Annotated in this window: 25 protein-coding genes and 1 pseudogene; 13 read left to right on the top strand and 13 right to left on the bottom strand. The window is 61.9% G+C overall.

The genetic code is table 11. From position 1 onward, the window contains the following. Nucleotides 1-82: 82 nt before the first annotated feature. Nucleotides 83-436, bottom strand: a complete 354-nt coding sequence (locus NPS47_RS05975; RefSeq protein ID WP_038615873.1) for a RidA family protein — start codon at nt 434-436, stop codon at nt 83-85. Next, on the bottom strand, nt 408-1,709 hold the full coding sequence (gene dadA, locus NPS47_RS05980; RefSeq protein WP_038615875.1) for a D-amino acid dehydrogenase: 1,302 nt from the start codon (nt 1,707-1,709) through the stop codon (nt 408-410). The genes NPS47_RS05975 and dadA overlap by 29 nt, the downstream gene beginning before the upstream one ends. 156 nt (nt 1,710-1,865) lie before the next feature. On the opposite strand from dadA, the gene dadR reads away from it, so the two are divergent. Further along, the gene (gene dadR, locus NPS47_RS05985; protein ID WP_027980766.1) at nt 1,866-2,354 is read left to right on the top strand and encodes a transcriptional regulator DadR; all 489 of its coding nucleotides are present in this window, start codon (nt 1,866-1,868) and stop codon (nt 2,352-2,354) included. A 3-nt stretch (nt 2,355-2,357) separates the two neighbouring features. Here the strand turns inward: dadR and NPS47_RS05990 are convergent, their stop codons facing one another. Then, nucleotides 2,358-2,711, bottom strand: coding sequence for a YkgJ family cysteine cluster protein (locus NPS47_RS05990; RefSeq protein WP_038615877.1), 354 nt, complete (start codon nt 2,709-2,711; stop codon nt 2,358-2,360). Between the two features lie 116 nt (nt 2,712-2,827). Here NPS47_RS05990 and NPS47_RS05995 point away from each other — a divergent pair, with 116 nt between their 5' ends. Continuing rightward, nucleotides 2,828-4,132, top strand: coding sequence for an NAD(P)/FAD-dependent oxidoreductase (locus NPS47_RS05995; protein WP_274294126.1), 1,305 nt, complete (start codon nt 2,828-2,830; stop codon nt 4,130-4,132). A 108-nt stretch (nt 4,133-4,240) separates the two neighbouring features. On the opposite strand, the gene NPS47_RS06000 is transcribed toward NPS47_RS05995, so the two are convergent. Further along, complete coding sequence (locus tag NPS47_RS06000) at nt 4,241-4,471, bottom strand: DUF1127 domain-containing protein (protein WP_274294127.1); 231 nt, start codon at nt 4,469-4,471, stop codon at nt 4,241-4,243. A 178-nt stretch (nt 4,472-4,649) separates the two neighbouring features. Here NPS47_RS06000 and NPS47_RS06005 point away from each other — a divergent pair, with 178 nt between their 5' ends. Together NPS47_RS06005 and NPS47_RS06010 are read left to right on the top strand one after the other, a co-directional pair. Next, nucleotides 4,650-6,080 (top strand): PLP-dependent aminotransferase family protein, encoded by a 1,431-nt coding sequence (locus tag NPS47_RS06005; protein WP_274294128.1) that lies wholly within the window; start codon nt 4,650-4,652, stop codon nt 6,078-6,080. Between the two features lie 97 nt (nt 6,081-6,177). Then, nucleotides 6,178-7,695 (top strand): phospholipase D family protein, encoded by a 1,518-nt coding sequence (locus NPS47_RS06010; protein ID WP_274294264.1) that lies wholly within the window; start codon nt 6,178-6,180, stop codon nt 7,693-7,695. Here the strand turns inward: NPS47_RS06010 and NPS47_RS06015 are convergent. Together NPS47_RS06015 and NPS47_RS06020 are read right to left on the bottom strand one after the other, a co-directional pair. Then, nucleotides 7,692-8,831 (bottom strand): MFS transporter, encoded by a 1,140-nt coding sequence (locus NPS47_RS06015; RefSeq protein WP_274294129.1) that lies wholly within the window; start codon nt 8,829-8,831, stop codon nt 7,692-7,694. The genes NPS47_RS06010 and NPS47_RS06015 overlap by 4 nt on opposite strands. A gap of 131 nt (nt 8,832-8,962) precedes the next feature. Next, the gene (locus NPS47_RS06020) at nt 8,963-10,456 is read right to left on the bottom strand and encodes an aldehyde dehydrogenase (protein WP_274294130.1); all 1,494 of its coding nucleotides are present in this window, start codon (nt 10,454-10,456) and stop codon (nt 8,963-8,965) included. Nucleotides 10,457-10,652: 196 nt separating this feature from the next. Here NPS47_RS06020 and NPS47_RS06025 point away from each other — a divergent pair, with 196 nt between their 5' ends. After that, complete coding sequence (locus NPS47_RS06025) at nt 10,653-11,015, top strand: cupin domain-containing protein (protein WP_133213813.1); 363 nt, start codon at nt 10,653-10,655, stop codon at nt 11,013-11,015. 71 nt (nt 11,016-11,086) lie between these two features. On the opposite strand, the gene rpmG is transcribed toward NPS47_RS06025, so the two are convergent. Together rpmG and rpmB are read right to left on the bottom strand one after the other, a co-directional pair. Next, nucleotides 11,087-11,242 (bottom strand): 50S ribosomal protein L33, encoded by a 156-nt coding sequence (rpmG, locus tag NPS47_RS06030; RefSeq protein ID WP_010225867.1) that lies wholly within the window; start codon nt 11,240-11,242, stop codon nt 11,087-11,089. 11 nt (nt 11,243-11,253) lie between these two features. Continuing rightward, nucleotides 11,254-11,490 carry a 50S ribosomal protein L28 gene (gene rpmB / locus NPS47_RS06035; protein ID WP_010225868.1) on the bottom strand — a complete coding sequence of 79 codons (237 nt, stop codon included), beginning with the start codon at nt 11,488-11,490 and terminating at the stop codon, nt 11,254-11,256. Nucleotides 11,491-11,852: 362 nt separating this feature from the next. Here rpmB and NPS47_RS06040 point away from each other — a divergent pair, with 362 nt between their 5' ends. Then, a complete protein-coding gene (locus tag NPS47_RS06040; RefSeq protein WP_274294131.1) occupies nt 11,853-13,442 on the top strand; it encodes an ABC transporter substrate-binding protein in 1,590 nt (529 codons plus the stop codon). On the opposite strand, the gene radC is transcribed toward NPS47_RS06040, so the two are convergent. Continuing rightward, the gene (gene radC / locus NPS47_RS06045) at nt 13,426-14,112 is read right to left on the bottom strand and encodes a RadC family protein (protein ID WP_274294132.1); all 687 of its coding nucleotides are present in this window, start codon (nt 14,110-14,112) and stop codon (nt 13,426-13,428) included. The two genes, NPS47_RS06040 and radC, sit on opposite strands and share 17 nt — an antisense overlap. A gap of 133 nt (nt 14,113-14,245) precedes the next feature. On the opposite strand from radC, the gene coaBC reads away from it, so the two are divergent. The 4 genes and pseudogenes from coaBC to argB all read left to right on the top strand — a co-directional run bounded on the left by coaBC (nt 14,246) and on the right by argB (nt 18,364). Continuing rightward, nucleotides 14,246-15,454: a bifunctional phosphopantothenoylcysteine decarboxylase/phosphopantothenate--cysteine ligase CoaBC gene (gene coaBC / locus NPS47_RS06050; protein WP_157190527.1), complete on the top strand. Its 1,209-nt coding sequence runs from the start codon at nt 14,246-14,248 to the stop codon at nt 15,452-15,454. A gap of 6 nt (nt 15,455-15,460) precedes the next feature. Continuing rightward, nucleotides 15,461-15,916: a dUTP diphosphatase gene (gene dut, locus NPS47_RS06055; protein WP_274294133.1), complete on the top strand. Its 456-nt coding sequence runs from the start codon at nt 15,461-15,463 to the stop codon at nt 15,914-15,916. A gap of 136 nt (nt 15,917-16,052) precedes the next feature. Continuing rightward, a pseudogene (locus tag NPS47_RS06060) lies at nt 16,053-17,429 on the top strand (phosphomannomutase/phosphoglucomutase); the annotation flags it as partial. A gap of 29 nt (nt 17,430-17,458) precedes the next feature. Beyond that, entirely contained in the window at nt 17,459-18,364 is a 906-nt protein-coding gene (argB, locus tag NPS47_RS06065) for an acetylglutamate kinase (protein WP_157190530.1), read from the top strand. Nucleotides 18,365-18,405: 41 nt separating this feature from the next. Here argB and pyrE read toward each other — a convergent pair whose 3' ends face one another. Then, nucleotides 18,406-19,047 (bottom strand): orotate phosphoribosyltransferase, encoded by a 642-nt coding sequence (pyrE, locus tag NPS47_RS06070; RefSeq protein WP_010225878.1) that lies wholly within the window; start codon nt 19,045-19,047, stop codon nt 18,406-18,408. An 80-nt stretch (nt 19,048-19,127) separates the two neighbouring features. Between pyrE and NPS47_RS06075 the strand changes: the two genes are divergently transcribed. Further along, the gene (locus tag NPS47_RS06075; protein WP_028942456.1) at nt 19,128-19,907 is read left to right on the top strand and encodes an exodeoxyribonuclease III; all 780 of its coding nucleotides are present in this window, start codon (nt 19,128-19,130) and stop codon (nt 19,905-19,907) included. A 63-nt stretch (nt 19,908-19,970) separates the two neighbouring features. Here the strand turns inward: NPS47_RS06075 and NPS47_RS06080 are convergent, their stop codons facing one another. Together NPS47_RS06080 and rph are read right to left on the bottom strand one after the other, a co-directional pair. After that, nucleotides 19,971-20,339, bottom strand: a complete 369-nt coding sequence (locus NPS47_RS06080) for a DUF4870 domain-containing protein (protein WP_107024511.1) — start codon at nt 20,337-20,339, stop codon at nt 19,971-19,973. A gap of 24 nt (nt 20,340-20,363) precedes the next feature. Continuing rightward, nucleotides 20,364-21,086, bottom strand: coding sequence for a ribonuclease PH (gene rph, locus NPS47_RS06085; RefSeq protein ID WP_274294134.1), 723 nt, complete (start codon nt 21,084-21,086; stop codon nt 20,364-20,366). 241 nt (nt 21,087-21,327) lie between these two features. Here rph and NPS47_RS06090 point away from each other — a divergent pair, with 241 nt between their 5' ends. After that, on the top strand, nt 21,328-22,191 hold the full coding sequence (locus NPS47_RS06090) for a YicC/YloC family endoribonuclease (RefSeq protein WP_274294135.1): 864 nt from the start codon (nt 21,328-21,330) through the stop codon (nt 22,189-22,191). A 13-nt stretch (nt 22,192-22,204) separates the two neighbouring features. Then, nucleotides 22,205-22,825 carry a guanylate kinase gene (gmk, locus tag NPS47_RS06095; protein ID WP_274294136.1) on the top strand — a complete coding sequence of 207 codons (621 nt, stop codon included), beginning with the start codon at nt 22,205-22,207 and terminating at the stop codon, nt 22,823-22,825. Between the two features lie 21 nt (nt 22,826-22,846). On the opposite strand, the gene NPS47_RS06100 is transcribed toward gmk, so the two are convergent. Continuing rightward, a complete protein-coding gene (locus tag NPS47_RS06100) occupies nt 22,847-24,397 on the bottom strand; it encodes an APC family permease (RefSeq protein WP_274294137.1) in 1,551 nt (516 codons plus the stop codon). Nucleotides 24,398-24,469 lie beyond the last annotated feature (72 nt).

Here is a 24,469-nt window from a genome sequence, read left to right on the forward strand (position 1 = left end):
TGGGCAGTCTGGTTGGAAGTAAAAAGCCCGGTGCTCAATCGCAGCTGATGGGCCGCCAGCGGCACCGGGTGAGGGATTGCGATTACGGCAGTGCGGCGACCACCGACAGTTCGACGAGGATTTCCGGCTCGCACAGCTTGGCTTCAACGGTGGCGCGCGCAGGTGCGACGCCTTTCGGCAACCAGCTGTCCCAGACACTGTTCATGCCCTGGAAGTGCGCATCGATGTCCTTCAGGTAGATGGTCACCGAGAGCAGACGGCTCTTGTCGGTGCCCGCCAGGTCCAGCAGGCGCTCGATGTTGGCCAGGGTTTCACGGGTCTGCTGCTCAATCCCGGCATTCATGTCGTCGCCCACCTGGCCCGCCAGGTAGACGGTGCCATTGTGGGTAACGATCTGACTCATGCGCTCATTGGTGAGCTGGCGCTGGATTGCCATGTTTTGCAGGCTCCTGATGTTTTCCGTAACGAGAGATATCGAGACCTTCGGCACTGATCTGCGGCTTTTTGCGCGCGATCAGATCGGCCAGCAAGCGACCGGAACCGCAGGCCATGGTCCAGCCCAGTGTACCGTGACCGGTGTTGAGGAACAGGTTGCGGAACGGCGTGGCACCGACGATCGGCGTACCGTCCGGGGTGGTCGGACGCAGGCCGGTCCAGAAACTGGCCTGGCTCAGGTCGCCGCCGCGAGGATAAAGATCATTGACGATCATCTCCAGGGTTTCGCGTCGACGCGGGTTCAGCGACAGGTCAAAACCAGCGATTTCAGCCATGCCGCCAACACGGATGCGGTTGTCGAAACGGGTGATCGCGACCTTGTAGGTCTCGTCGAGAATGGTCGAAGTCGGGGCCATGGCCGGGTCGGTGATCGGCACCGTCAGCGAGTAGCCCTTGAGCGGATAGACCGGGGCCTTGATGCCCAGCGGCTTGAGCAATTGCGGCGAGTAGCTGCCCAGCGCCAGCACGTAGCGGTCGGCGGTTTCCAGCTTGCCGTCGATCCACACACCATTGATGCGGTCGCCGGCGTAGTCCAGGCGCTGAATATCCTGGCCGAAGCGGAACTCGACACCGAGCTTGATCGCCATTTCCGCCAGGCGGGTGGTGAACAGCTGGCAGTCGCCTGTCTGGTCGTTAGGCAGACGCAGGGCGCCGGCGAGAATGTCGGTAACGTTGGCCAGGGCCGGTTCGACGCGGGCAATGCCTGCGCGGTCGAGGACTTCGTACGGCACGCCGGACTGCTCGAGGACGGCGATATCCTTGGCAGCGTTGTCCAGCTGCGCCTGGGTGCGGAACAGCTGGGTGGTACCCAGGGTGCGGCCTTCGTAGGCGATGCCGGTTTCGGCGCGCAGCTCGTCGAGGCAGTCGCGGCTGTACTCGGACAGGCGAACCATGCGCTCTTTGTTCACGGCATAGCGGTTGGCGGTGCAGTTGCGCAGCATTTGCGCCATCCACAGGTACTGGTCGATATCAGCGGTGGCCTTGATTGCCAGGGGTGCATGGCGCTCGAGCAGCCACTTGATGGCCTTGAGCGGCACGCCCGGCGCAGCCCAGGGCGAGGCGTAGCCTGGCGAGACCTGGCCGGCGTTGGCAAAGCTGGTTTCCATGGCGACGGCCGGTTGACGGTCGACCACGACGACTTCAAAACCCTGCCGTGCCAGATAGTAGGCACTGGCGGTTCCGATCACACCGCTACCAAGTACCAGAACTCGCATGTTGATTACCCTCGACGCAGCGTACCGCTGACATTTGTTGTTAATGGCATAGATGCGCGCAGTATAGGAAGGTATGACCAGTGCATTTCACTGTATAAAAGCCTATATTTGGCGAGAATTCTCGGCAAGGTACGCTTTTACGGAGGGGCATCCACTATGAGAACCCAGCACCAAAGCAAACGTGAACTGGACAAGATCGACCGCAACATCCTACGGATCCTGCAGGCGGATGGGCGGATCTCGTTTACTGAACTGGGCGAGAAAGTCGGTCTGTCGACCACGCCCTGCACCGAACGGGTCCGGCGCCTGGAGCGTGAAGGCATCATCATGGGCTACAACGCCAGGCTCAACCCGCAGCACCTCAAGGGCAGCCTGCTGGTGTTCGTCGAGATCAGCCTGGACTACAAGTCGGGCGACACCTTCGAAGAGTTCCGCCGCGCGGTGCTGAAGCTGCCCCACGTACTGGAATGCCACCTGGTTTCCGGCGACTTCGACTACCTGGTCAAGGCGCGGATCTCGGAGATGGCCTCATACCGCAAGCTGCTCGGCGACATCCTGTTGAAGTTGCCGCATGTGCGCGAATCGAAGAGTTACATTGTCATGGAAGAGGTCAAAGAGAGCCTCAGCCTGCCGATTCCGGACTGACGCTCAGACCAGCACCTGACGGGTGCTGGCGATGTACTGATGCACCAGCTTCTCGGCCTGGGGATCGATCATTTCGGCCGGGCCGCGACCGTTGGGGCATGGCAGCCGCGGCGTGGTCCCGAACAGCCGGCAGATCAGCGGCCGTTCCTCGTACACCGTGCAGCCGTTGGGCCCCAGGTGCACACAGTTCAGCTCGGCCAGGGCGGCCTCCTGCTCGGCGGCGCTTTTGCGCGGCAGGCGGGCCATTTCTTCCGAGGAGGTGGTCACCGGCCCACAGCAGTCATGGCAACCGGGGACGCACTCGAACGACGGGATCTGATCGCGCAGGAAACGGATCTTGTGGCTGTTGCAACTCATGGCGGCCTGCGGCGAAGAACGGGAATGACCGCTATTTTGCCCCATGGTTGCCCGGTGCCGAAAGTGCAGCTTATCCTGCGTCAATTTTTCCAAACACTTAAAGCCAGGACTCATCCATGAGCGCCGCTGTTCAATCACCCGCTTCTCACGTCGCCTCCTACTACGCTGCCAGCAGCCTGCCCCAGCCGGAGTATCCGTGTTTGCAGGGCGAGTTGAGCTGCGATGTCTGTGTGGTTGGCGGCGGTTTTTCCGGGTTGAACACCGCGATCGAGCTGGCCGAACGCGGCCTCAATGTGATCCTTCTCGAAGCGCGCAAAATCGGCTGGGGTGCCAGCGGGCGCAATGGCGGGCAACTGATTCGTGGCGTCGGCCACGGCCTTGATCAGTTCGCCCCGGTGCTGGGCAGCGACGGCGTGCGCGAGCTGAAACTGATGGGCCTGGAAGCAGTGGATATCGTCCGCCAGCGCATCGAACGCCACGCGATCAGCTGCGACCTGACCTGGGGCTACTGCGACCTGGCCAACAAACCGAAAGACCTGCAGGGTTTCGCCGAAGACGCCGAGGAACTGCGCAGCCTGGGCTACCGCCATGAATTGCGTCTGGTGCAAGCGGAGCAGATGCACACGGTGGTGGGTTCCGACCGCTATGTCGGCGGCCTGATCGACATGGGCTCGGGTCATCTGCACCCGCTGAACCTGGCCTTGGGCGAGGCAGCGGTGGCCAACAAGCTCGGCGTGCGCCTGTTCGAACAATCGGCGGTCACCCGCATCGACTATGGCTCGCAGGTGCGGGTACATACGGCGCAAGGTTCAGTACAAGCCAGCACCCTGGTGCTGGGCTGCAACGCCTACCTCAATGACCTGAATGCCGAACTGGGCGGCAAGGTGCTGCCCGCGGGCAGCTACATCATCGCCACCGAGCCCTTGAGCGAAACGCAGGCACACAACCTGCTGCCGCAGAACATGGCGGTCTGCGACCAGCGCGTAGCCCTGGATTACTACCGCCTTTCTGCCGACCGCCGCCTGTTGTTCGGTGGCGCCTGCCATTACTCCGGACGCGATCCACAAGATATCGCCGCGTACATGCGGCCGAAGATGCTCAAGGTGTTCCCGCAGCTGGCGAATGTACGCATCGACTACCAATGGGGCGGCATGATCGGCATCGGCGCCAATCGCCTGCCGCAGATTGGCCGCCTGCCGGACCAGCCAAACGTGTACTTTGCCCAGGCCTACTCCGGCCACGGCCTCAACGCCACGCACCTGGCGGGCAAGTTGCTCGGTGAGGCCATCAGCGGCCAGCACAGCGGACGTTTCGACCTGTTCGCCAAGGTCCCGCACATCACCTTCCCGGGTGGCAAACATCTGCGTTCACCGCTGCTGGCCCTGGGCATGCTCTGGCACCGGCTCAAAGAGCTGGTCTGAGGTGGATAACCCCCCGGTGGGAGCGGGCTTGCCCCGCGATGCGATGTCACTGACACACCGCATCGCGGGGCAAGCCCGCTCCCACCGGGGTGCTGCAAATTGCCGATCTCAGCCACGCCAGAATGGCTTGAGCCCCTCCTCACGTGCCTGCTCCGCCGTCAGGCCAACATCGCGCAGCTGCTCGGGCGTCAGCTCCAGCAGTGCCCGGCGGCTGTGCCAACGGTGTGCCATCAACCCCCAGCGCCCGAGCCCGGCCGGTACATTGAACAGCTGCAAACGCTGTTCACGGCTCAGTTCTTCCGCGTGTAATTGCAGGCGCACATCGCTCATACCGCTCATTGCTTGACTCCTCCGGGTTTGGATAACCGTAGGAAAAGCTTGCGCGCTTGGGGAAAAGCATTACAGATTCAAAGCAGATTTATTATTTCCATACAGAATTGGCCGTTTTCAGACTGAATGCTGTATTTTTTCAGCATCTGTATCGGTGGTCAGCCAACATTCGCTGCGGGAGTATGCCGTGACCCTCTATGTCAACCTTGCCGAGCTGCTCAGCGCCCGCATCGAACAAGGCCTGTACCGCCCCGGTGACCGCTTGCCGTCGGTACGCGCCCTGAGCGTGGAACATGGCGTCAGCCTGAGCACCGTGCAGCAGGCCTATCGCCTGCTCGAAGACAATGGCCTGGCCGCGCCACGGCCCAAGTCCGGCTACTTCGTACCCACCGATCGTAGCCTGCCTGCCCTGCCCGCCGTCAGCCGGCCGGCGCAACGGCCAGTGGAAATTTCCCAATGGGAACAGGTCATCGAGCTGATTCGCAGCGTGCCGAGCAAGGATGTGGTGCAACTCGGCCGCGGCATGCCCGACGTCGACAGCCCGACCCTCAAGCCCCTGCTGCGCAGCCTGGCCCAGCTGAGCCGCCGCCAGGACATGCCTGGGCTGTATTACGACACCATTTCCGGCACCCTGGCCCTGCGCGAACAGATCGCCCGGCTGATGCTCGATTCCGGCTGCAGCCTCGACCCGGCCGATCTGGTGGTCACCACGGGTTGCCACGAGGCCCTCTCGACCAGCATCCGCGCGGTGTGCCAGCCCGGCGATATCGTCGCGGTGGACTCGCCGAGCTTTCACGGCGCCATGCAGACCCTCAAGGGTCTGGGCATGAAAGCCCTGGAGATCCCCACCGACCCGCTCACCGGCATCAGCCTAGAAGCCCTGGAGCTGGCCCTGGAACAATGGCCGATCAAGCTCATCCAGATCACCCCGAGCTGCAACAACCCGCTGGGCTACATCATGCCCGAGGCGCGCAAGAAGGCCTTGCTGACCCTGGCCCAACGCTTCGATGTGGCGATCCTCGAAGACGACGTATACGGCGATCTGGCCTACACCTACCCGCGCCCGCGCACGATCAAGTCATTCGACGAAGACGGCCGGGTGCTGCTCTGCAGTTCGTTTTCCAAGACCCTGGCGCCGGGCCTGCGGATCGGCTGGGTCGCTCCCGGCCGCTACCTGGAGCGGGTGCTGCACATGAAATACATCAGCACCGGCTGCACCGCGACCCAACCGCAACTGGCCATCGCCGACTTCATCGAAGCAGGGCACTACCAGCCGCACCTGCGGCGCATGCGCAGCCAGTACCAGCGCAGCCGCGACCAGATGAGCGACTGGGTCACCCGCTACTTTCCGTCCGGCACCCGCGCCAGCCGGCCGCAGGGTGGTTTCATGCTGTGGATAGAATTGCCGGAAAGTTTCGACACCCTGCGTCTTAACCGGGCTTTACTAGGGCAAGGCGTACAGATTGCCGTAGGCAGCATTTTTTCCGCCTCGGGCAAGTACCGTAACTGCCTGCGAATGAATTTCGCCGCCCGTCCTACCGCCGAGATCGAAGCGGCGGTACGCAAGGTTGGCGAGACCGCCATTCGTCTACTGGCCGAAGCCGCAAGCGACGAGTAACTTTCCGCCGCCGCTCGCGGTCGATATCCATAAGCCCCGTCGTGAAGGACCCACAGCCTTGATAAACCCGCGCACGCTGCCCTTGCTGCTGTCGCTGATGCTCGGCCTGAATGGATGCGCCAGCGTTAGCCAGCCGCGCGAAGTCAGTCAGGCGCTACCCGCCAGCGACTCGGCCTTCGGTCGCTCGGTGCAGCGTCAGGCATCCGCCTACGAGGGGCGCTCCGGTTTTCGCCTGTTGCCCAACAGCAACGAAGCGTTTCGCGCCCGCGCCGAGCTGATCCGTAACGCCCAGTCGAGCATCGACCTGCAGTACTACATCGTCCACGACGGTCTCAGCACCCGCGCCCTGGTCCACGAGCTGCTGCAGGCTGCCGACCGCGGTGTACGGATTCGCATCCTGCTGGACGACACCACCAGCGACGGCATCGACGACAAGATGGCCACCCTCGCCGCGCACCCGAACATCCACATCCGCGTGTTCAACCCGCTGCACCTGGGCCGCAGCACCGGCGTAACCCGGGCGCTCGGCCGCCTGTTCAACCTCAGCCTGCAACACCGGCGCATGCACAACAAGCTGTGGCTGGTGGACAACAGCATGGCCATCGTCGGCGGCCGCAATATTGGCGATGAGTACTTCGACGCCGAGCCCAACCTGAATTTCACCGATATCGACCTGTTAGGTGTGGGGCCGGTTGCCGAGCAACTGGGGCACAGCTTCGATCAATACTGGAACAGCGCCCTGAGCCGGCCAATCGGCGATTTCCTCATGACCCAGCCTGACGCCGATGACCTGCGCGCCAGCCGCCAGCGTCTGGAAGCCTCGCTGGCCGAAGCCGAAGTCGAGCGCAAGGCGCTGTATGACCGCCTGATGTCGTACAAGACCAATCCGCGCCTGGGCATCTGGCGCAATGAATTGATCTGGGCCCACAACCAGGCGCTGTGGGATGCACCCAGCAAGGTCCTGGCCCGCGATGAGCCAGACCCTCAGCTGCTGATGACCCATCAATTGGCCCCGGACATGAACGGCGTGCAACACGAGCTGATCCTGATCTCGGCCTACTTCGTACCGGGCGCACCCGGCCTGCTGTACCTGACCAGCCGCGCCGATGCCGGTGTCTCGGTGAAACTACTGACCAACTCGCTGGAAGCCACCGACGTACCCGCCGTACATGGTGGCTATGCACCCTATCGCAGGGCGCTGCTGGAGCATGGCGTGCATCTGTATGAGCTGCGTCGCCAGCCCGGCGACCCCGGCTCGAAACGCGCCCTGCGCATCTACGGTAGCTCCGACTCAAGCCTGCATAGCAAGGCGATCATCTTCGACCGGCGCAAGACCTTCATCGGTTCGTTCAACTTCGACCCGCGCTCGGTGTTATGGAACACCGAAGTCGGCGTGCTGGTCGACAGCCCAGAGCTTGCCGAGTACACCCGCGACCTGGCAGTCCAGGGCATGGCTCCGGCACTCAGTTACCAGCCAAAGCTGGTCAACGGCGAGGTGGTCTGGGTGACCGAAGACAATCACCAGCTGCACACCCTGACCACCGAACCCGGCGGCCTCTGGCGCCGCTTCAACGCCTGGATCAGCAAGGCCGTCGGCCTGGAGCGGATGCTCTAGACCGGCGCTGGCTCGAACGCATTCGGCCGCCGCGCAAGCAGCACCAGGCCGGCAGCCCCCGCAGCCATCAGCAGTGGCAAGGCATGACCGCTGACCCACTGGCTGCCGGCACCGGCAACCAACGGCCCGATCAGGCAACCGATCCCCCACAGCTGCGCGACATGGGCGTTGGCCCGCACCAGCGCATCATCACGGTAGCGCTCGCCGATCAGCACCAGCGACAGGGTGAACAAGCCACCGGCACTGGCACCGAACAACACCCACAGTGGCCAGATCAGCCAGGTCTGCAACATCAGCGGAATCGCCAGGCTCGACACCAGCAGCGCCAGTGCGCAGCCACTGAACAGAGTGCGCCGTGACATGCGGTCGGCCAGCGCGCCAATCGGCAACTGCAGCAGTGCATCGCCGACCACCACGGTGCTGACCATGAACAGGGCAATCTCGGTGGTGAATCCTTGCTGCAGGCAGTACACCGGCAACAGGGTGAGGATCATCGCCTCGAACGCAGCGAACAGGGCGATCGCCCAGGCAATCACCGGCAGGCGCCGACAGAAACCGATCAGATCGAATAACGTCACGCTGCACGCCTCTGCACTTGGCGCTCCGTCACGCCCCAGCAACACCAGCGGTGCTGCCAGCAGCAAACCGGCGCCAATCCAGAAGCCGAGGTCATCTTCCGAACCCAATACACCCAGCAGCAACGGCCCGGCCAACTGGCTAAGGGCATAGCTGCTGCCATACAAAGCTACCAGGCGCCCGCGCCATTGCTCGACCACCAGCTGGTTGATCCAGCTTTCGCCGAGGATGAACACGATGGTCAGGATCATGCCGATCAGCAGGCGCAGCACCAGCCACAGCGGGTAGCTGGGCAACAGCGCCAGCAGGCCGATGGACACGGCACCCGCCCACAGGCACAGACGCATCAGCCCCGGAGTGCCGAAACGCGCGGCGAGCCGGCTGGACAGGCTGGCGCCGAGCAATACGCCGATCGCCGGCATCGCCGCCATCACGCCAATGGCAAAGCTGCCGTAGCCCCAGCTTTCCAGACGCAAGGACACCAGCGGCATGCTCACGCCCAGCGCCAGGCCGACACTGAGCACCGCCGTCAGCACCGCGAAATAGGTTCCCCAACGCATTGCACGCTCCTTTGCGGGTTTCACAAACCACTGTGGGAGCTGGCCTTGCCAGCGATGCGGACCACACAGGCCGCATCGCCGGCAACGCCGGCTCCCACAGAGGATGCCCGGGTTGGGCGGTGGCTAGCTGCTTACAGCTTGATCCAGGTCGCCTTCAGCTCGGTGTACTTGTCCAGCGCGTGCAAGGACTTGTCACGACCGTTGCCCGACTGCTTGAAGCCACCGAACGGCGCGGTCATGTCGCCGCCGTCGTACTGGTTGACCCAGACGCTACCGGCACGCAGGGCCTTGGCGGTCAGGTGCGCCTTGGAGATGTCGGCGGTCCACACACCGGCGGCCAGGCCGTACGGGGTGTCGTTGGCGATGTTGATCGCTTCTTCAACGCTGTCGAAAGTAATCACCGACAGTACCGGGCCGAAGATTTCTTCCTTGGCAATGCGCATGGCGTTGCTGACGCCGTCGAAAATGGTCGGCTCGACGTAGGTGCCACCGGTTTCTTCGAGGATACGCTTGCCACCGACCAGCAGTTTGGCGCCGTCACTGTGACCGGCTTCGATGTACGACAGCACGGTGTTCATCTGCTGGCTATCGACCAAAGCACCGACAGTGGTGGCTGGGTCCAGCGGGTTGCCGGGCTTCCAGGCCTTGAGGGCCTCGAGTACCAGTGGCAGGAACTTGTCCTTGATCGAACGCTCGACCAGCAGACGGGAGCCGGCGGTGCAGACTTCGCCCTGGTTGAAGGCGATGGCGCTGGCGGCCGCTTCGGCAGCGGCGTTGAGGTCCGGGGCGTCGGCGAAGACGATGTTCGGGCTCTTGCCGCCGGCTTCCAGCCAGACACGCTTCATGTTCGATTCACCGGCGTAGATCATCAATTGCTTGGCGATCTTGGTCGAACCGGTGAACACCAGGGTATCGACGTCCATGTGCAGGGCCAGAGCCTTGCCGACGGTGTGGCCGTAGCCTGGCAGCACGTTGAGCACGCCGGCCGGAATACCGGCTTCAATTGCCAGTTGGGCGATACGAATGGCGGTCAGTGGCGATTTTTCCGAAGGCTTGAGCACTACCGAGTTACCGGTGGCCAGCGCCGGGCCGAGCTTCCAGCAGGCCATCAGCAGCGGGAAGTTCCACGGCACGATGGCGGCCACCACACCCACAGGCTCGCGGGTCACCAGACCCAGCTGATCGTGCGGGGTAGCCGCGACTTCGTCGTAGATCTTGTCGATCGCTTCACCGTTCCAGCTCAGGGCTTGGGCAGCGCCTGGCACGTCGATGGTCAGCGAATCGTTGATCGGCTTGCCCATGTCCAGGGTTTCCAGCAGCGCCAGCTCTTCGACGTTCGCCTTGAGCAGGGCGGCGAAACGGATCATGGTGGCTTTGCGCTTGGCTGGGGCCAGGCGCGACCAGACGCCGGACGCGAAAGTAGTGCGGGCGTTTTCCACGGCGCGCTGGGCATCGGCTTCATCACAGCTGGCAACGTGCGCCAGCAGACGGCCATCGACCGGGCTGAGGCATTCGAACGTCGCGCCGGAAACGGCGGCGGTGTATTCACCATTGATGAAAGCGCGGCCTTCGATCTTCAGTTGTTGGGCACGCTGTTCCCAATCCGCACGAGTCAGGGTGGTCATACGAAACTCCTCCTCTTGTTAAGGTGCAGTGCCGCACGAGGGATCACCGGCACTGTCAAAAATTCTGGCTGGGCGAGCTACGCGCACAGGCACCTGCCACCCTAAACCACTGGCGACCTAATTATCAATATATTTGACATAATGGCACCAAAAGCCTACTGATGTTCATTTTATTAAACAAACAAGAGAACCAGCCATGCGCATTGATCAGATCATCGACTTCGCCCAGGTGCTCACCGAGGCCGAACGTTACCGCCCTGCTGCAGAAAAGATTCTCAAGGGTGAGCCAGATCAGGCGGTCTACAACCACTATTCCAGCCCTTGCGGTCAATTCGCTGCCGGCGTCTGGGAAGGTGAAGTGGGGCAATGGACCGTCAATTACACTGAACACGAGTACTGCGAGATCGTTCAGGGCGTTTCGGTGCTGCGCGATGCAGACGGCGGCGCGAAAACCTTGCGTGCCGGTGATCGCTTTGTGATCCCTGCAGGCTTCAAGGGCACCTGGGAAGTACTGGAGCCGTGCCGCAAGATCTATGTGATGTTCGAGCAGAAAGCTTAACCCGCTCCTGCCGCCATAAAAAAAGGGCCCGTATCCAGAGATACGGGCCCTTTTTTCGTCAGCCGGATCAATTACTTGATCTTGGCTTCCTTGTAGATCACGTGCTTGCGAACAACCGGATCGAATTTTTTGATTTCGATTTTGTCCGGAGTGGTGCGCTTGTTCTTGTCGGTGGTGTAGAAGTGGCCGGTATTAGCGGTCGACACCAGACGGATCAATTCACGCATGATTCTCTCCCTTAGACCTTAGCGCCGTTACGGCGAATGTCGACCAGAACGGCATCGATGCCGCGCTTGTCGATGATGCGCATGCCTTTGGCAGATACGCGCAGACGCACGAAACGCTTCTCGGACTCGACCCAGAAGCGATGATGCTGCAGGTTCGGCAGGAAACGACGACGGGTTTTGTTGTTTGCGTGGGAAATGTTATTCCCGGTTACCGGACCCTTACCGGTAACTTGACAGACTCTCGACATGCCTCAGCCCTCTAAAACCACATGCCCAACCCGGCATGGGTTGGCCGCTTAATCTCTCAGTCTTTGGCGCCAGGCGCCGTGTTTCTTCAGGGTCTTATCGACTCAATCAACAGATGCGACAAGCCGAGCCCCTAGAAAAGAGCGCTGCTTTATACCAGAAAGACCAAAGCACAACAACAGAATATGTGCTTTGCCTTGCTGGGCGACACGCCGGAGCAGCATAACGACTGGCCCGGCAAGGTGTCGACCACTCGTCGCACGATTGGCAAAAAAGGCTATGGTCATTTCTGGCTTGGCACACTAGGGTAAGACTTTTCCAGACTGCACTGGCAGATGGGCCATCGTTCAGCCAAGGATTCCTCATGCGTGCTGCCGCTCTACCCCTGTTGTTCGCCACCCTGTTCGGCCCGGCACTCGCCCATGCGGCTGCGCTGAGTGTATGCACCGAAGCCAGCCCCGAAGGCTTCGACGTGGTGCAGTACAACTCGCTGACAACCACCAATGCTTCAGCCGATGTACTGATGAATCGCCTGGTCGAATTCGATGCTGCAACAGGCCAGGTGGTACCGAGCCTGGCCGAAAGCTGGACGGTTTCCGCCGATGGCCTGATCTATGAGTTCAAGCTGCGCCCCGAGGTGAAGTTCCACAGCACCCCTTATTTCAAGCCGAGCCGCACCCTGGATGCCGACGACGTCCTGTTCAGCTTCCAGCGCATGCTCTACCCCGCGCATTCCTGGCACAAGATCGCCCAGAGCGGATACCCCCATGCGCAATCCCTGCAGCTGCCCAGCCTGATCAAACAGATCGAGGCTGTAGACCCGCAGACCGTACGTTTCACCCTCGATCACGCCGATGCGACGTTCCTGCCGACCCTGAGCATGGGCTTCGCTTCGATCTACTCCGCCGAATATGCCGATCAGTTGCTCAAGGCCGGCACCCCGGAGAAGCTCAACAGCCAGCCGATCGGCACCGGCCCGTTCGTGTTCAACCGCTTCCAGAAGGACGCGGTGATCCGCTACCGGGCCAACCCGGACTACTTTGCTGGCAAGCCCGCGGTTGATCCGCTGATCTTCGCCATTACCCCGGACGCCAACGTGCGCCTGCAGAAACTCAAGCGCAACGAGTGCCAGATCGCCTTGTCGCCCAAACCGCTGGATATTGCCGCCGCCAGCGAAGACCCGGCGCTGAAGGTAGAAAAGACCGAAGCCTTCATGACCGCTTTCGTCGCGATCAATAGCCAGCATGCCCCGCTGGACAAGCCCGAAGTGCGCCAGGCCATCAACCTGGCATTCGACAAGTCCAGCTACCTCAAAGCGGTGTTCGAAGACACTGCTGTGGCCGCCAATGGCCCCTACCCGCCCAATACCTGGAGCTACGCCAAGGACCTGCCGGGCTACCCCACCGACCTGGACAAAGCCCGCGCACTGCTGGCCAAAGCCGGCCTTAAAGACGGCTTCAGCACCACAATCTGGACCCGCCCGCAAGGCAGCCTGCTCAACCCCAACCCGAGCCTCGGCGCGCAGTTGCTCCAGGCAGACCTGGCCAAGATCGGCATCAAGGCCGAGATCCGCGTGATCGAATGGGGCGAGCTGATCCGCCGCGCCAAGGCTGGCGAGCATGACCTGCTTTTCATGGGTTGGGCCGGTGACAACGGCGACCCGGATAACTTCCTTAGCCCGCAGTTCGCCTGCGCGGCAGTGAAGTCCGGCACCAACTTCGCCCGCTATTGCGACCAGCGCCTGGACCAGCTGATCAGCGCGGGCAAGACCACCACCGACCAGAGCGTGCGCAGCCGTCTGTACCAGCAGGCCCAGACGCAGATCCAGCAACAGGCCTTGTGGCTGCCGCTGGCGCACCCGACCGCTGCCGCACTGCTGCGCAAGGACGTGCAGGGTTACCAGGTCAGCCCGTTTGGTCGCCAGGATTTCGCCAAGGTCAGTTCGACGCGCTGAACCAACCGCGCTCGACCATCGACAGGGGCTCGCCATCGCCGACAATGAGGTGGTCGAGCACCCTGACATCAACGAGCTCCAGCGCAGTCTTCAGGCGTCGAGTCAGGATCAAGTCAGCCTGACTGGGCTCGCACACACCTGATGGATGGTTATGGCAAAGAATCAACGCCGCTGCATTGTTTGCCAAGGCGCGCTTGATGACTTCTCGGGGATAGACACTGGCGCTGTCGATCGAGCCGCGGAACAGCACCTCAAAACCTAGCGGTCGGTGCTTGGTATCGAGAAACAGGCATCCGAACACCTCGCTGCGTTCATGACGCAGTTTGGCTTTCAGGTAACGACGTACTGCACCCGGGCTTTGAAGCGCCGAGTCGCGGGCTATAGTTTGCTCCAAGTGCCGCCGACCGATTTCCATCACGGCCTGCAACTGGGTGTATTTTGCCGGCCCCAGTCCGATTTCACGCTGAAACGTGGCTTGATCGGCCTCAAGCAGATGGCGCAATCCGCCAAATTTCTTCAACAGATGCCGGGCAAGGTCGACCGCGCTCATGCCCGCTACCCCGGTGCGCAAAAAAACCGCCAGCAATTCTGCATCTGAAAGGCTTGCGGCCCCGCGCTCCAACAGTTTTTCCCGCGGCCGCTCCGCCACAGGCCAATCCCTGATACTCATCCGCACCTCCCTGTCCATCGGTTACTGCTCCTGTGTTTCAGCCCTGTGCTACATTACCCGCACTTTTTTACGCGACGATTCGGCCTGGGGAGGCGTCGTCGCCGCGTGCAATCATCGAGCAAAAGGCAAGCCTATGCAGCGGCTGTATCGTAAGCGCATCGTTCTCGGCGTCGGCGGCGGCATCGCCGCCTACAAGAGTGCCGAACTGGTCCGCCGACTCCTGGAACACGGTGCGCAGGTGCGTGTCGTCATGACCCGCGGCGGCGCGGAGTTCATCACCCCGCTGACCCTGCAAGCACTGTCCGGTCACCCGGTGCACATGGACCTATTGGACCCTGCTGCCGAAGCGGCGATGGGCCATATCGAACTGGCCAAATGGGCCGACCTGGTGCTGATCGCCCCGGCCACCGCCGACCTGCTGGCGCGCATGGCCCAGGGCGTCGCCGACGACCTGCTGACCACCCTGGTGCTGGCCACCGACGCCACCGTGGCCGTCGCCCCGGCGATGAACCAGGCGATGTGGCGCGACCCGGCCACCCAGGCCAACCTCGAACTGCTGCAAAGCCGCGACATCAAGGTGTTCGGCCCGGCCTCCGGCAGTCAGGCCTGTGGCGATGTCGGCCTCGGGCGCATGCTTGAAGCCACCGACCTTGCCTGGTGCGCCGCCGAAAGCTTCAAGCGCGAGTCGCTGACCGGTAAACACATCGTCATTACCGCAGGCCCGACCCAGGAAAACATCGACCCGGTGCGTTACATCACCAACCACAGCTCCGGGAAAATGGGCTTTGCCCTGGCCGAAGCAGCGGTCGAAGCCGGCGCCAAGGTGACCCTGATCAGTGGCCCGGTGCACTTGCCAACGCCCGACCGGGTCAACCGTATCGACGTGGTCAGCGCCCGCGACATGCTCGCCGCCTGCGAGGCGGCGATGCCCTGCGATATTTTCATCGCCTCGGCGGCGGTCGCAGACTACCGTCCAGAAGTGGTCGCACCACAGAAACTTAAGAAAGACCCTACGACAGGTGACGGCCTGCTGCTGCAGATGGTCCGCAACCCGGACATTCTCGCCAGCATCGCCACCCGTCCCGATCGCCCGTTCAGCGTTGGCTTCGCCGCCGAGACCGAACACCTGCTCGACTACGCTGCGCGCAAGCTCAAGGACAAGAACCTCGACCTGATTGTCGCCAACGATGTGGCCAACCCCAGCATCGGCTTCAACAGCGAGGAAAACGCCTGCAGCGTGATCGATCGCCAGCTACACGAAACACTCTTCGCACAGACCAGCAAGGGCAAGATCGCCCGCCAGCTGGTTGCTTTCATCGCCGAACGTCTCAACCAGGTTTAACTCTGCATGCACGCTCTACAAGCCAAGATTCTCGATCCACGCATCGGTAACGAATTCCCGCTGCCGCAGTACGCCACCCCAGGTTCCGCCGGTCTCGACCTGCGCGCCATGCTCAAGCAGGACACCGTCCTCGAGCCGGGTCAGACCGTGCTGATCCCTACCGGCCTGTCGGTGTACATCGGCGACCCGGGCCTGGCCGCGCTGATCCTGCCGCGCTCAGGCCTGGGCCACAAACACGGCATCGTGCTGGGTAACCTGGTCGGTCTGATCGACTCCGACTACCAGGGCGAGCTGATGGTTTCCTGCTGGAACCGCGGTCAAACTGCATTCACCATCACCGTCGGCGAACGTATTGCACAACTGGTTCTGGTACCGGTGGTGCAGGCTCATTTCGACATCGTCGAAACCTTCGACGAAAGCCAGCGTGGCGCTGGTGGCTTTGGCCATTCCGGCAGCAATTGATCCAGCCGCTGCCCACTGCGCGCCAAGGACGGCGAACTCTCTGGCGAAATGACCGTCAAAGCGTTCAGTTTGAGCCTGCCCTGCACGCCCTCGATATTGGAGCTCCCCAGAGATGAACGACATGGCACACCTGGTACCCGCACTCCCGGAAAGCATCTTCCGCGCCTACGACATCCGGGGCGTGGTCGGTGACACCCTGACCGCCGAAACCGCCTACTGGATCGGCCGCGCCATCGGTGCGCAAACCCTGGCCCAGGGCGAACCGAATATCTCGGTCGGCCGTGACGGCCGCCTGTCAGGGCCGATGCTGGTCGAGCAACTGATCAAAGGCCTGGTCGAAGCCGGCTGCAAAGTCAGCGACGTCGGCCTGGTGCCGACCCCGGCCCTGTACTACGCCGCCAACGTCCTGGCCGGCAAGTCCGGGGTGATGCTCACCGGCAGCCACAACCCGCCGAACTACAACGGCTTCAAGATCGTCATTGCCGGCGACACCCTGGCCAATGAACAGATCCAGGCCCTGTTGACCCGCCTGAAGACCAACGACCTGAGCCGCGGCGAAGGCAGCGTCGAAAAAGTCGAAATTCTCGAGCGCTATTTCCAGCAGATCACCGGCGACATCAAGCTGGCGAAAAAACTCAAAGTCGTGGTCGACTGCGGCAACGGTGCGGCCGGCGTGATTGCCCCGCAACTGATCGAAGCCCTGGGCTGCGAAATGATCCCGTTGTTCTGCGAAGTTGACGGCAACTTCCCCAATCATCACCCGGATCCGGGCAAACCGGAGAACCTGGTCGACCTGATTGCCAAGGTCAAGGAAAGCGGTGCCGACCTCGGCCTGGCTTTCGACGGCGATGGCGACCGTGTCGGCGTGGTCACCAACACCGGCAGTATCGTCTACCCCGACCGTCTGCTGATGCTGTTCGCCCAGGACGTGCTTGAGCGCAATCCGGGTGCCGAGATCATCTTCGACGTCAAATGCACGCGCCGCCTGACCCCACTGATCGAGCAATACGGTGGCCGCGCGCTAATGTGGAAGACCGGTCATTCGTTGATCAAGAAGAAGATGAAGCAAACCGGCGCCTTGCTGGCCGGCGAGATGAGCGGACACATTTTCATCAAGGAACGCTGGTACGGTTTCGACGACGGCATCTACAGTGCCGCGCGTCTGCTGGAGATCCTCAGCAAGGCCAAAACCGATGCCGAACAGCTGTTCGCCGCGTTCCCGAATGATATTTCCACCCCGGAAATCAACATTGATGTGACCGACGAAGGTAAATTCAGCATCATTGATGCACTGCAACGCGAAGCCGACTGGGGCCAAGACGCCAACCTGACCACCATTGACGGTGTGCGGGTCGACTATCCCCACGGCTGGGGTCTGGTTCGCGCCTCCAACACCACACCGGTGCTGGTGCTGCGTTTCGAGGCCGACACTGACGCCGAACTGCAGCGTATCCAGGAAGTTTTCCGCGCCCAGTTGAAGCGCGTTGCTCCTGATCTGCAACCCAAGTTCTGACTGACTATCTGTTCCAACTGGAGCCCTGCATGACCCTCGATCGCGATGCCGCCACCCATGTCGCCCAGGTTTTGTCCGAAGCGCTGCCTTACATCCGCCGTTTTGTCGGCAAGACCCTGGTGATCAAATACGGCGGCAACGCGATGGAGAGCGAAGAGCTCAAAACCGGTTTTGCCCGCGATGTGGTGCTGATGAAAGCGGTCGGCATCAACCCGGTGGTCGTGCATGGCGGCGGCCCGCAGATCGGTGATCTGCTCAAGCGCCTGTCGATCGAAAGCCACTTCATCGATGGCATGCGCGTCACCGACGCCCAGACCATGGACGTGGTCGAGATGGTTCTCGGCGGCCAGGTGAACAAGGACATCGTCAACCTGATCAACAGCCATGGCGGCAGCGCCATTGGCCTGACCGGCAAAGACGCCCAGCTGATCCGTGCGAAAAAACTGACCGTTACCCGTCAGACGCCAGAGATGACCACCCCGGAAATCATCGATATCGGCCATGTCGGCGAAGTCACCAGCGTCAACACCGACCTGCTGAACATGCTGGTCAAAGGTGACTTCATCCCGGTCATCGCGCCGATTGGCGTCGGTGCCAACGGCGAGTCGTACAACATCAATGCCGACCTGGTGGCGGGCAAAGTGGCTGAAGCGCTGAAGGCTGAAAAGCTGATGCTGCTGACCAACATCGCCGGCCTGATGGACAAGCAAGGTACCGTACTCACCGGCCTGACCACTGAGCAGGTCAACGAACTGATCGCTGACGGCACCATCTACGGCGGCATGCTGCCGAAGATCCGCTGCGCCCTGGAAGCAGTGCAAGGCGGCGTCAACAGCTCGCACATCATCGATGGCCGGGTACCGAATGCGGTGCTGCTGGAGATCTTTACCGACAGTGGTGTCGGGACCCTGATCACCAATAGCAAGCCGCGTTAAGACACAAAAAAGGCGACCCGAAGGTCGCCTTTTTATTTGCCTCAGATCCCGTACTGGGCCCGATAGGCCTCGACGGCCGGCAAATGCTGCTTGAGCGCCGGGTCGTCGGCGAGGAACTCCAGCACCTGAGTCAGGGAAACGATGCTGACCACCGGAATACCGAAGTCGCGCTCCACTTCCTGGATCGCCGACAGTTCGCCGTTACCGCGCTCCTGACGGTTAAGTGCGATCAACACGCCAGCAGCCTTGGCCTGCTGGCCCTGAATGATCTGCATGACTTCGCGGATCGCAGTGCCGGCAGTGATCACGTCGTCGATGATCAGTACGTCGCCGGTCAGCGGTGCGCCAACCAGGCTGCCGCCTTCGCCGTGAGCCTTGGCTTCTTTACGGTTGAAGCACCAGGGCAGGTCGAGGTCATGATGCTCGGCCAGTGCCACGGCAGTGGCTGCCGCCAGGGGAATACCCTTGTAGGCCGGGCCGAACAGCACGTCGAACGGAATCTTGCTGTCGACGATTGCCGCGGCATAGAAACGCCCGAGCTGAGCCAGGGCCGATCCACTGTTGAACAGGCCGGCATTGAAGAAATACGGGCTGGTGCGCCCGGACTTGAGGGTGAATTCACCGAAGCGCAGAACCCCGCGGTCGATGGCAAAACGAATGAAGTCGCGCTGATACGGCTGCATGAAGAGTCCCGGATACCACGGATTTAGCTAAATGAGTACAGCTCGGGTATCATACACGCACGAGATTTTTGGGGCCATTTATGCGGATCATCAGTGTGAACGTTAATGGCATTCAGGCTGCCGTTGAGCGTGGTTTGCTCAGCTGGCTACAAGCCCAGAATGCTGACGTCATCTGCCTTCAGGATACCCGCGCCTCGGCCTTTGAACTCGACGACCCAGCTTTCCAGCTTGATGGCTACTTCCTTTATGCCTGCGACGCAGAAGTTCCCGCCCAAGGCGGCGTGGCGCTTTATTCGCGGTTGCAGCCCAAGGCAGTCATCAGTGGCCTGGGCTTCGAGACAGCCGACCGCTACGGACGTTACCTGCAGGCCGATTTCGACAAGGTAAGCATCGCAACGCTGCTGCTGCCTTCGGGAATGAACGGCGACGAAGACTTGAACCAGAAGTTCAAGTTGATGGACGACTTCGCCAAATACCTGGACAAGCAGCGACGCAAACGTCGCGAGTACATCTATTGCGGCTCGTTGTACGTGGCGCAGCAGAAGCTCGACGTCAAGAACTGGCGCGATGGCCAGCAGTCGCCGGGCTTCCTGGCGCCGGAGCGGGCCTGGATGGACACCGTTGTCGGTGACATGGGTTATGTCGACGCCCTGCGCGAAGTCAGCCGTGAAGGCGACCAGTACAGCTGGTGGCCGGACAACGAGCAGGCCGAGATGCTCAACCTGGGCTGGCGTTTCGACTACCAGCTGCTGACCCCGGGCCTGCGCCGCTTCGTGCGTAGCGCACGCCTGCCGCGTCAACCGCGCTTCTCCCAGCACGCGCCACTGATCGTGGACTACGACTGGACGCTGACGATCTGATTCGTTCAGGCACAAAAAAACCGACCTCGCGTCGGTTTTTTTGTGCCTGCTGTCAGCTAATCATTATTTGATCGGCCGCCAGGTCATCGGGTAACGATAGGGCTGCCCGTCATTGGCCTTGACCCCGGCAACGATCGTGAGCACCAGCACGGCTACCATCAGCATGCCGAACAACACGATCCCCACCAGCACGAACATCAGCGCAAAGCAGATGATCGAGGCCAGGAACACGGTGAGCTGAAAATTCAGCGCTTCCTTGCCCTGGGCATCGATGAACGGATCAAGGTCTTTTTTCCAGATCCACATCACCAGCGGACCCAGCAGGTTGCCAAACGGCACCACCAGCCCCAGCAGGGCGGCCAGGTGACAGAACATCGCCCACTGACGAATCTCGGCATTGGGGGTGGGCAACTGCAACGGTTGCTCGGTCATGTTCTGCTCCTTGCCGTGTCGAAATCAGTCAGCCAGCGAAGCTTGCTGCAGTTCGAACAGATCGACCATGCCTTTTTGCGCCAGCGCCAGCATGGCGTTGAGCTCTTGCGGCTGGAACGGCGCGCCTTCGGCAGTGCCCTGCACTTCGATGAAGCCACCCTGGCTGGTCATGACGACGTTCAGGTCGGTCTCGGCAGCCGAGTCTTCCAGGTAGTCCAGGTCGAGCACAGGCTCACCCTGGTACATGCCCACCGAGACGGCAGCGATCATGTGCTTGAGCGGGTCGCCGCCTTTCAGGCCGCCACGCTTCTTGACCACGCGCAGGGCATCGACCAGTGCAACCATGGCACCGGTGATCGACGCGGTGCGGGTACCGCCATCGGCCTGGATCACGTCGCAGTCGACGTACAGGGTGATGTCGCCGAGCTTGCTCATGTCCAGCGCGGCACGCAGCGAACGGCCGATCAGACGCTGGATTTCGAGGGTGCGACCACCCTGCTTGCCGCGCGCGGCTTCACGCTGGTTACGCTCGCCGGTGGAGCGCGGCAGCATGCCGTATTCGGCGGTCAGCCAGCCTTGGCCCTGACCTTTGAGGAAGCGCGGCACACCGTTCTCGACGCTGACGGTACAGACGACTTTGGTGTCACCGAACTCGACCAGTACTGATCCCTCGGCGTGTTTGGTGTAGTTGCGGGTGATGCGGATCGAGCGGAGCTGATCGGCGGCGCGACCACTTGGACGTTTCATTTGGGATACCTGTACTGGGTTTGAATCTGCCCAGCATTATAGAGCGCACCGGGCGCGGAGGACACGTCTATTGTCGCAGCCCCGAAAACGGTGGGCCCAGAGGCGTTGGTCGGTTTTTTCCGGGTATTGTCTGACTGTTTGTAACATCAGTGCATTGGGAGCCTGCCGCGCACTGCGCTACAATCTTGCGCCTTTGCAGCCGGTTGGCTTTTCCTTGACCCTTTTTTGCGAGGTACTTCCCATGGTGCACAGCATGACCGCTTTTGCTCGTGTCGAGCGCGCCGGTAGCCAGGGCACCCTGATCTGGGAACTACGCTCGGTCAACCATCGCTACCTGGAGCCGCACCTGCGCCTGCCCGAAGCGCTGCGCGAGCTTGAAGGCGCGGTGCGTGAAGCCCTGCGCCAGGGCCTGTCGCGCGGCAAGGTCGAATGCACCTTGCGCTTCAATGAAGAGAATGCCGGCAAGCCCCTGCAGGTCGACCGCGAGCGCGCCGCGCAACTGGTCGCCGCCGCCGAGACCGTAGCCAGCCTGATCAAGCAGCCGGCGCCGCTGAACCCGCTGGAGGTGCTGGCCTGGCCTGGCGTGCTGGTCGCTGATGCCAGCGATCCACAGGCGCTCAACAACGAAGCGCTGGCGCTGTTCGAAGAGGCCCTCAAGGAGCTCAAGAACGGCCGCAACCGCGAAGGCAGCGAACTGGCCCGTCTGATCAACGAGCGCCTCGATGGCATGGCCAGCGAAGTCACCACCCTGCGCGCCCTGGTGCCGCAGATGCTCGCCGCCCAGCGCCAGAAGATTCTCGACCGCTTCACCGACATGCAGGCCGAGCTCGACCCGCAGCGCCTGGAACAGGAAATGGTCCTGCTGGCGCAAAAGAGCGACGTTGCTGAAGAGCTCGACCGCCTGAACACCCACATCAACGAAGTACGCCGGGTGCTCAAGTCCGGCGGTGCCGCTGGCCGGCGCCTGGACTTCCTGATGCAGGAGCTCAATCGCGAAGCCAACACCCTGGGCTCCAAAGCCTTCGACCCACGCAGCACCCAGTCCGCGGTCAACCTCAAGGTACTGATCGAGCAGATGCGTGAACAAGTACAGAACATTGAGTAAGGCCACACCGACCATGAATCACAGCAGCGGCACCCTTTATATCGTTTCCGCCCCCTCCGGCGCCGGCAAGACCAGCCTGGTCAAGGCCCTGATGGATGCTGACAGCAGCATTCAGGTATCGGTCTCGCACACCACCCGGGCCATGCGCCCGGGCGAAGTGCACGGCGTGAACTATCACTTCGTCGAGCATGCCGAATTCAAGCTGATGATCGAGCAAGGCGACTTCCTCGAACAGGCCGAAGTGTTCGGTAACTTCTACGGGACTTCGCGCAGTGCGCTGCAGCAGACCCTCGACCAGGGCCACGACCTGATCCTGGAAATCGACTGGCAAGGCGCCCAGCAGGTACGCAGGCTGATGCCTGAGGCGCGCTCGATCTTCATCCTGCCGCCGACCCAGGAAGCCCTGCGCCAGCGCCTGACCAACCGTGGCCAGGACAGCGATGAGATCATCGAGGGACGTATGCGTGAAGCGGTCAGCGAGATGAGTCACTACGACGAGTATGACTTCGTCATCATCAACGATGACTTCGCCACTGCGCTGGAAGACCTCAAGGCGGTGTTCCGCGCCAACCGCTTGCTGCAGGCTAACCAGCAGCAGCGTCATGGCCAGTTGCTCAAGCAATTACTTGCCTGAGCAACCGGTCACTCCAGCCGCTTAGCGGCGGCTGGAGACCGTGGCATGACGTTGCAGGGTCATGCCCAGGAAGAACGCCGGCGCCCGCAGGCGTGACAGCATCATCAGCCCCAGCCCCAGCAGTGTGATGATCATTGCGATCACGAACACCAGGCCCAGACCACCGACATGCGAACCGCTGCCAAACGACGGTGAAGCGCTGTCGTAGGCCGTCTGCAGGAAGATCACCGAGAGAATGCCGCCACCGAGCAGCGGGCACAGGCCACGCATGAAGAAGTGACGCACGCTGTCGAACAGGCTGTGGCGGAAATACCAGACACAGGCATAGGCGGTCAGCGAGTAGTAGAAGCAGATCATCATGCCCAGGGCGGTGATGGTGTCGGCCAGCACGTTCTCACTCAGGGTACGCATGGTGACGTAGAACACACCTGCGGCCACACCGGCGCAGATCGTCGCGTAACGCGGGGTTTTCGAGCGCGGGCAGATATTGGCGAAGCGCTCAGGTACTGCACCGTAGTAACCCATGGCCAGCAAGGTGCGCGCCGGTGCCACAAAGGTCGATTGCAGCGAGGCAGCGGTGCTGGCCAATACCGCGATCGACATGAGGATCGCCAGCGGGCCCATGACCGGACCGGCCAGGTGGGCAAAGACGTTCTCCTGGATGCGCGGGTTGTTCAGGCCCAGGCCGACATCGCCGATACCGGCAAACTGCAGCGTGGCAATCGCCGTGACCAGATACAGAGCAAGAATCAGCAGCACCGTCAGGGTCGCCGCCCGGCCGGGGGTATCACCGCTGCCCACGGACTCTTCACTGATGCTCAGGCACACGTCCCAGCCCCAGAAGATGAAGATCGACAACGACAGGCCGGCGGCAAATGACGAGAAGGATTCGACACCAAAAGGGTTGAACCAGTCGAAATCGAACTCCAGCGGCGGCATCTGCGCAGACTCGCCAAACGCAGCCATGGCAAAGCCCACCAGCACCACCAGTTGCAGTGCCACCAGGGAGTACTGCACGGTCATGGTCGTGGTGATCCCGCGACAGCAGATCCACACCGCCATGGCGATGAACACGCAACAGGTGACGACGTTGATCAACAGGTTATCGGCCAGCGCCGCCACCTCGTGGCTGCCGGTGATCTGCCCAAGGAACAGATAGAAGAAGTCGACCGCCACCCCCGCGAGGTTGGACAGCACAATGGTGGTAGCCGTTACCAGGCCCCAACCGCCGATCCAGCCGATCATCGGGCCGAACGCCCGCGCCGACCAGGTAAAGGAGGTACCGCTGTCAGGTTCGGCCGAGTTCAGCTCGCGGTAGCCCAGGGCCACCAGCAGCATCGGCAGGAAACCGACGATGAACACCGCCGGCAGGTGAGCACCGACTTCACGCACGGTTGGGCCGAGGGCGCCAGTGAGGGTGTAGACCGGTGCAATGGTGGAGATACCCAGGACAATGCTCGCCAGCAGACCAAGGCGGCCCGCGGCCAGCCCTTTGGATGCTTTCGATGCACCTTTTTCCTGGGTGCGAGCCTGTCCCATTCCTGGGGACAGGCCAGCTTCGTATTCGCTCATGAGTAGTTGCCGCCGCTTTTACTATTGTTTTTCAGGACGCCCCGCAGCGCGTCCGCTTGCACTCATTGAAAC

Origin of the sequence: Pseudomonas putida (assembly GCF_028682475.1) — a bacterium.
Taxonomy (GTDB): domain Bacteria; phylum Pseudomonadota; class Gammaproteobacteria; order Pseudomonadales; family Pseudomonadaceae; genus Aquipseudomonas; species Aquipseudomonas putida_AG.

Bases quoted from the DNA above. Each gene is read 5' to 3' on its own strand.
- dadR (WP_027980766.1), top strand. From the start codon at position 1,866: ATGAGAACCCAGCACCAAAGCAAACGTGAACTGGACAAGATCGACCGC.
- NPS47_RS05990 (WP_038615877.1), bottom strand. From the start codon at position 2,711: ATGAGTTGCAACAGCCACAAGATCCGTTTCCTGCGCGATCAGATCCCG.
- NPS47_RS06000 (WP_274294127.1), bottom strand. From the start codon at position 4,471: ATGAGCGGTATGAGCGATGTGCGCCTGCAATTACACGCGGAAGAACTG.
- rpmB (WP_010225868.1), bottom strand. From the start codon at position 11,490: ATGTCGAGAGTCTGTCAAGTTACCGGTAAGGGTCCGGTAACCGGGAAT.
- dadA (WP_038615875.1), bottom strand. From the start codon at position 1,709: ATGCGAGTTCTGGTACTTGGTAGCGGTGTGATCGGAACCGCCAGTGCC.
- rpmG (WP_010225867.1), bottom strand. From the start codon at position 11,242: ATGCGTGAATTGATCCGTCTGGTGTCGACCGCTAATACCGGCCACTTC.
- NPS47_RS05995 (WP_274294126.1), top strand. From the start codon at position 2,828: ATGAGCGCCGCTGTTCAATCACCCGCTTCTCACGTCGCCTCCTACTAC.
- pyrE (WP_010225878.1), bottom strand. From the start codon at position 19,047: ATGCAGCCGTATCAGCGCGACTTCATTCGTTTTGCCATCGACCGCGGG.
- NPS47_RS06010 (WP_274294264.1), top strand. From the start codon at position 6,178: ATGCTCGGCCTGAATGGATGCGCCAGCGTTAGCCAGCCGCGCGAAGTC.
- NPS47_RS06075 (WP_028942456.1), top strand. From the start codon at position 19,128: ATGCGGATCATCAGTGTGAACGTTAATGGCATTCAGGCTGCCGTTGAG.
- rph (WP_274294134.1), bottom strand. From the start codon at position 21,086: ATGAAACGTCCAAGTGGTCGCGCCGCCGATCAGCTCCGCTCGATCCGC.
- NPS47_RS06020 (WP_274294130.1), bottom strand. From the start codon at position 10,456: ATGACCACCCTGACTCGTGCGGATTGGGAACAGCGTGCCCAACAACTG.
- NPS47_RS06040 (WP_274294131.1), top strand. From the start codon at position 11,853: ATGCGTGCTGCCGCTCTACCCCTGTTGTTCGCCACCCTGTTCGGCCCG.
- NPS47_RS06025 (WP_133213813.1), top strand. From the start codon at position 10,653: ATGCGCATTGATCAGATCATCGACTTCGCCCAGGTGCTCACCGAGGCC.
- NPS47_RS05975 (WP_038615873.1), bottom strand. From the start codon at position 436: ATGGCAATCCAGCGCCAGCTCACCAATGAGCGCATGAGTCAGATCGTT.
- radC (WP_274294132.1), bottom strand. From the start codon at position 14,112: ATGAGTATCAGGGATTGGCCTGTGGCGGAGCGGCCGCGGGAAAAACTG.
- gmk (WP_274294136.1), top strand. From the start codon at position 22,205: ATGAATCACAGCAGCGGCACCCTTTATATCGTTTCCGCCCCCTCCGGC.
- NPS47_RS06015 (WP_274294129.1), bottom strand. From the start codon at position 8,831: ATGCGTTGGGGAACCTATTTCGCGGTGCTGACGGCGGTGCTCAGTGTC.
- NPS47_RS06080 (WP_107024511.1), bottom strand. From the start codon at position 20,339: ATGACCGAGCAACCGTTGCAGTTGCCCACCCCCAATGCCGAGATTCGT.
- dut (WP_274294133.1), top strand. From the start codon at position 15,461: ATGCACGCTCTACAAGCCAAGATTCTCGATCCACGCATCGGTAACGAA.
- coaBC (WP_157190527.1), top strand. From the start codon at position 14,246: ATGCAGCGGCTGTATCGTAAGCGCATCGTTCTCGGCGTCGGCGGCGGC.
- argB (WP_157190530.1), top strand. From the start codon at position 17,459: ATGACCCTCGATCGCGATGCCGCCACCCATGTCGCCCAGGTTTTGTCC.
- NPS47_RS06100 (WP_274294137.1), bottom strand. From the start codon at position 24,397: ATGAGCGAATACGAAGCTGGCCTGTCCCCAGGAATGGGACAGGCTCGC.
- NPS47_RS06090 (WP_274294135.1), top strand. From the start codon at position 21,328: ATGGTGCACAGCATGACCGCTTTTGCTCGTGTCGAGCGCGCCGGTAGC.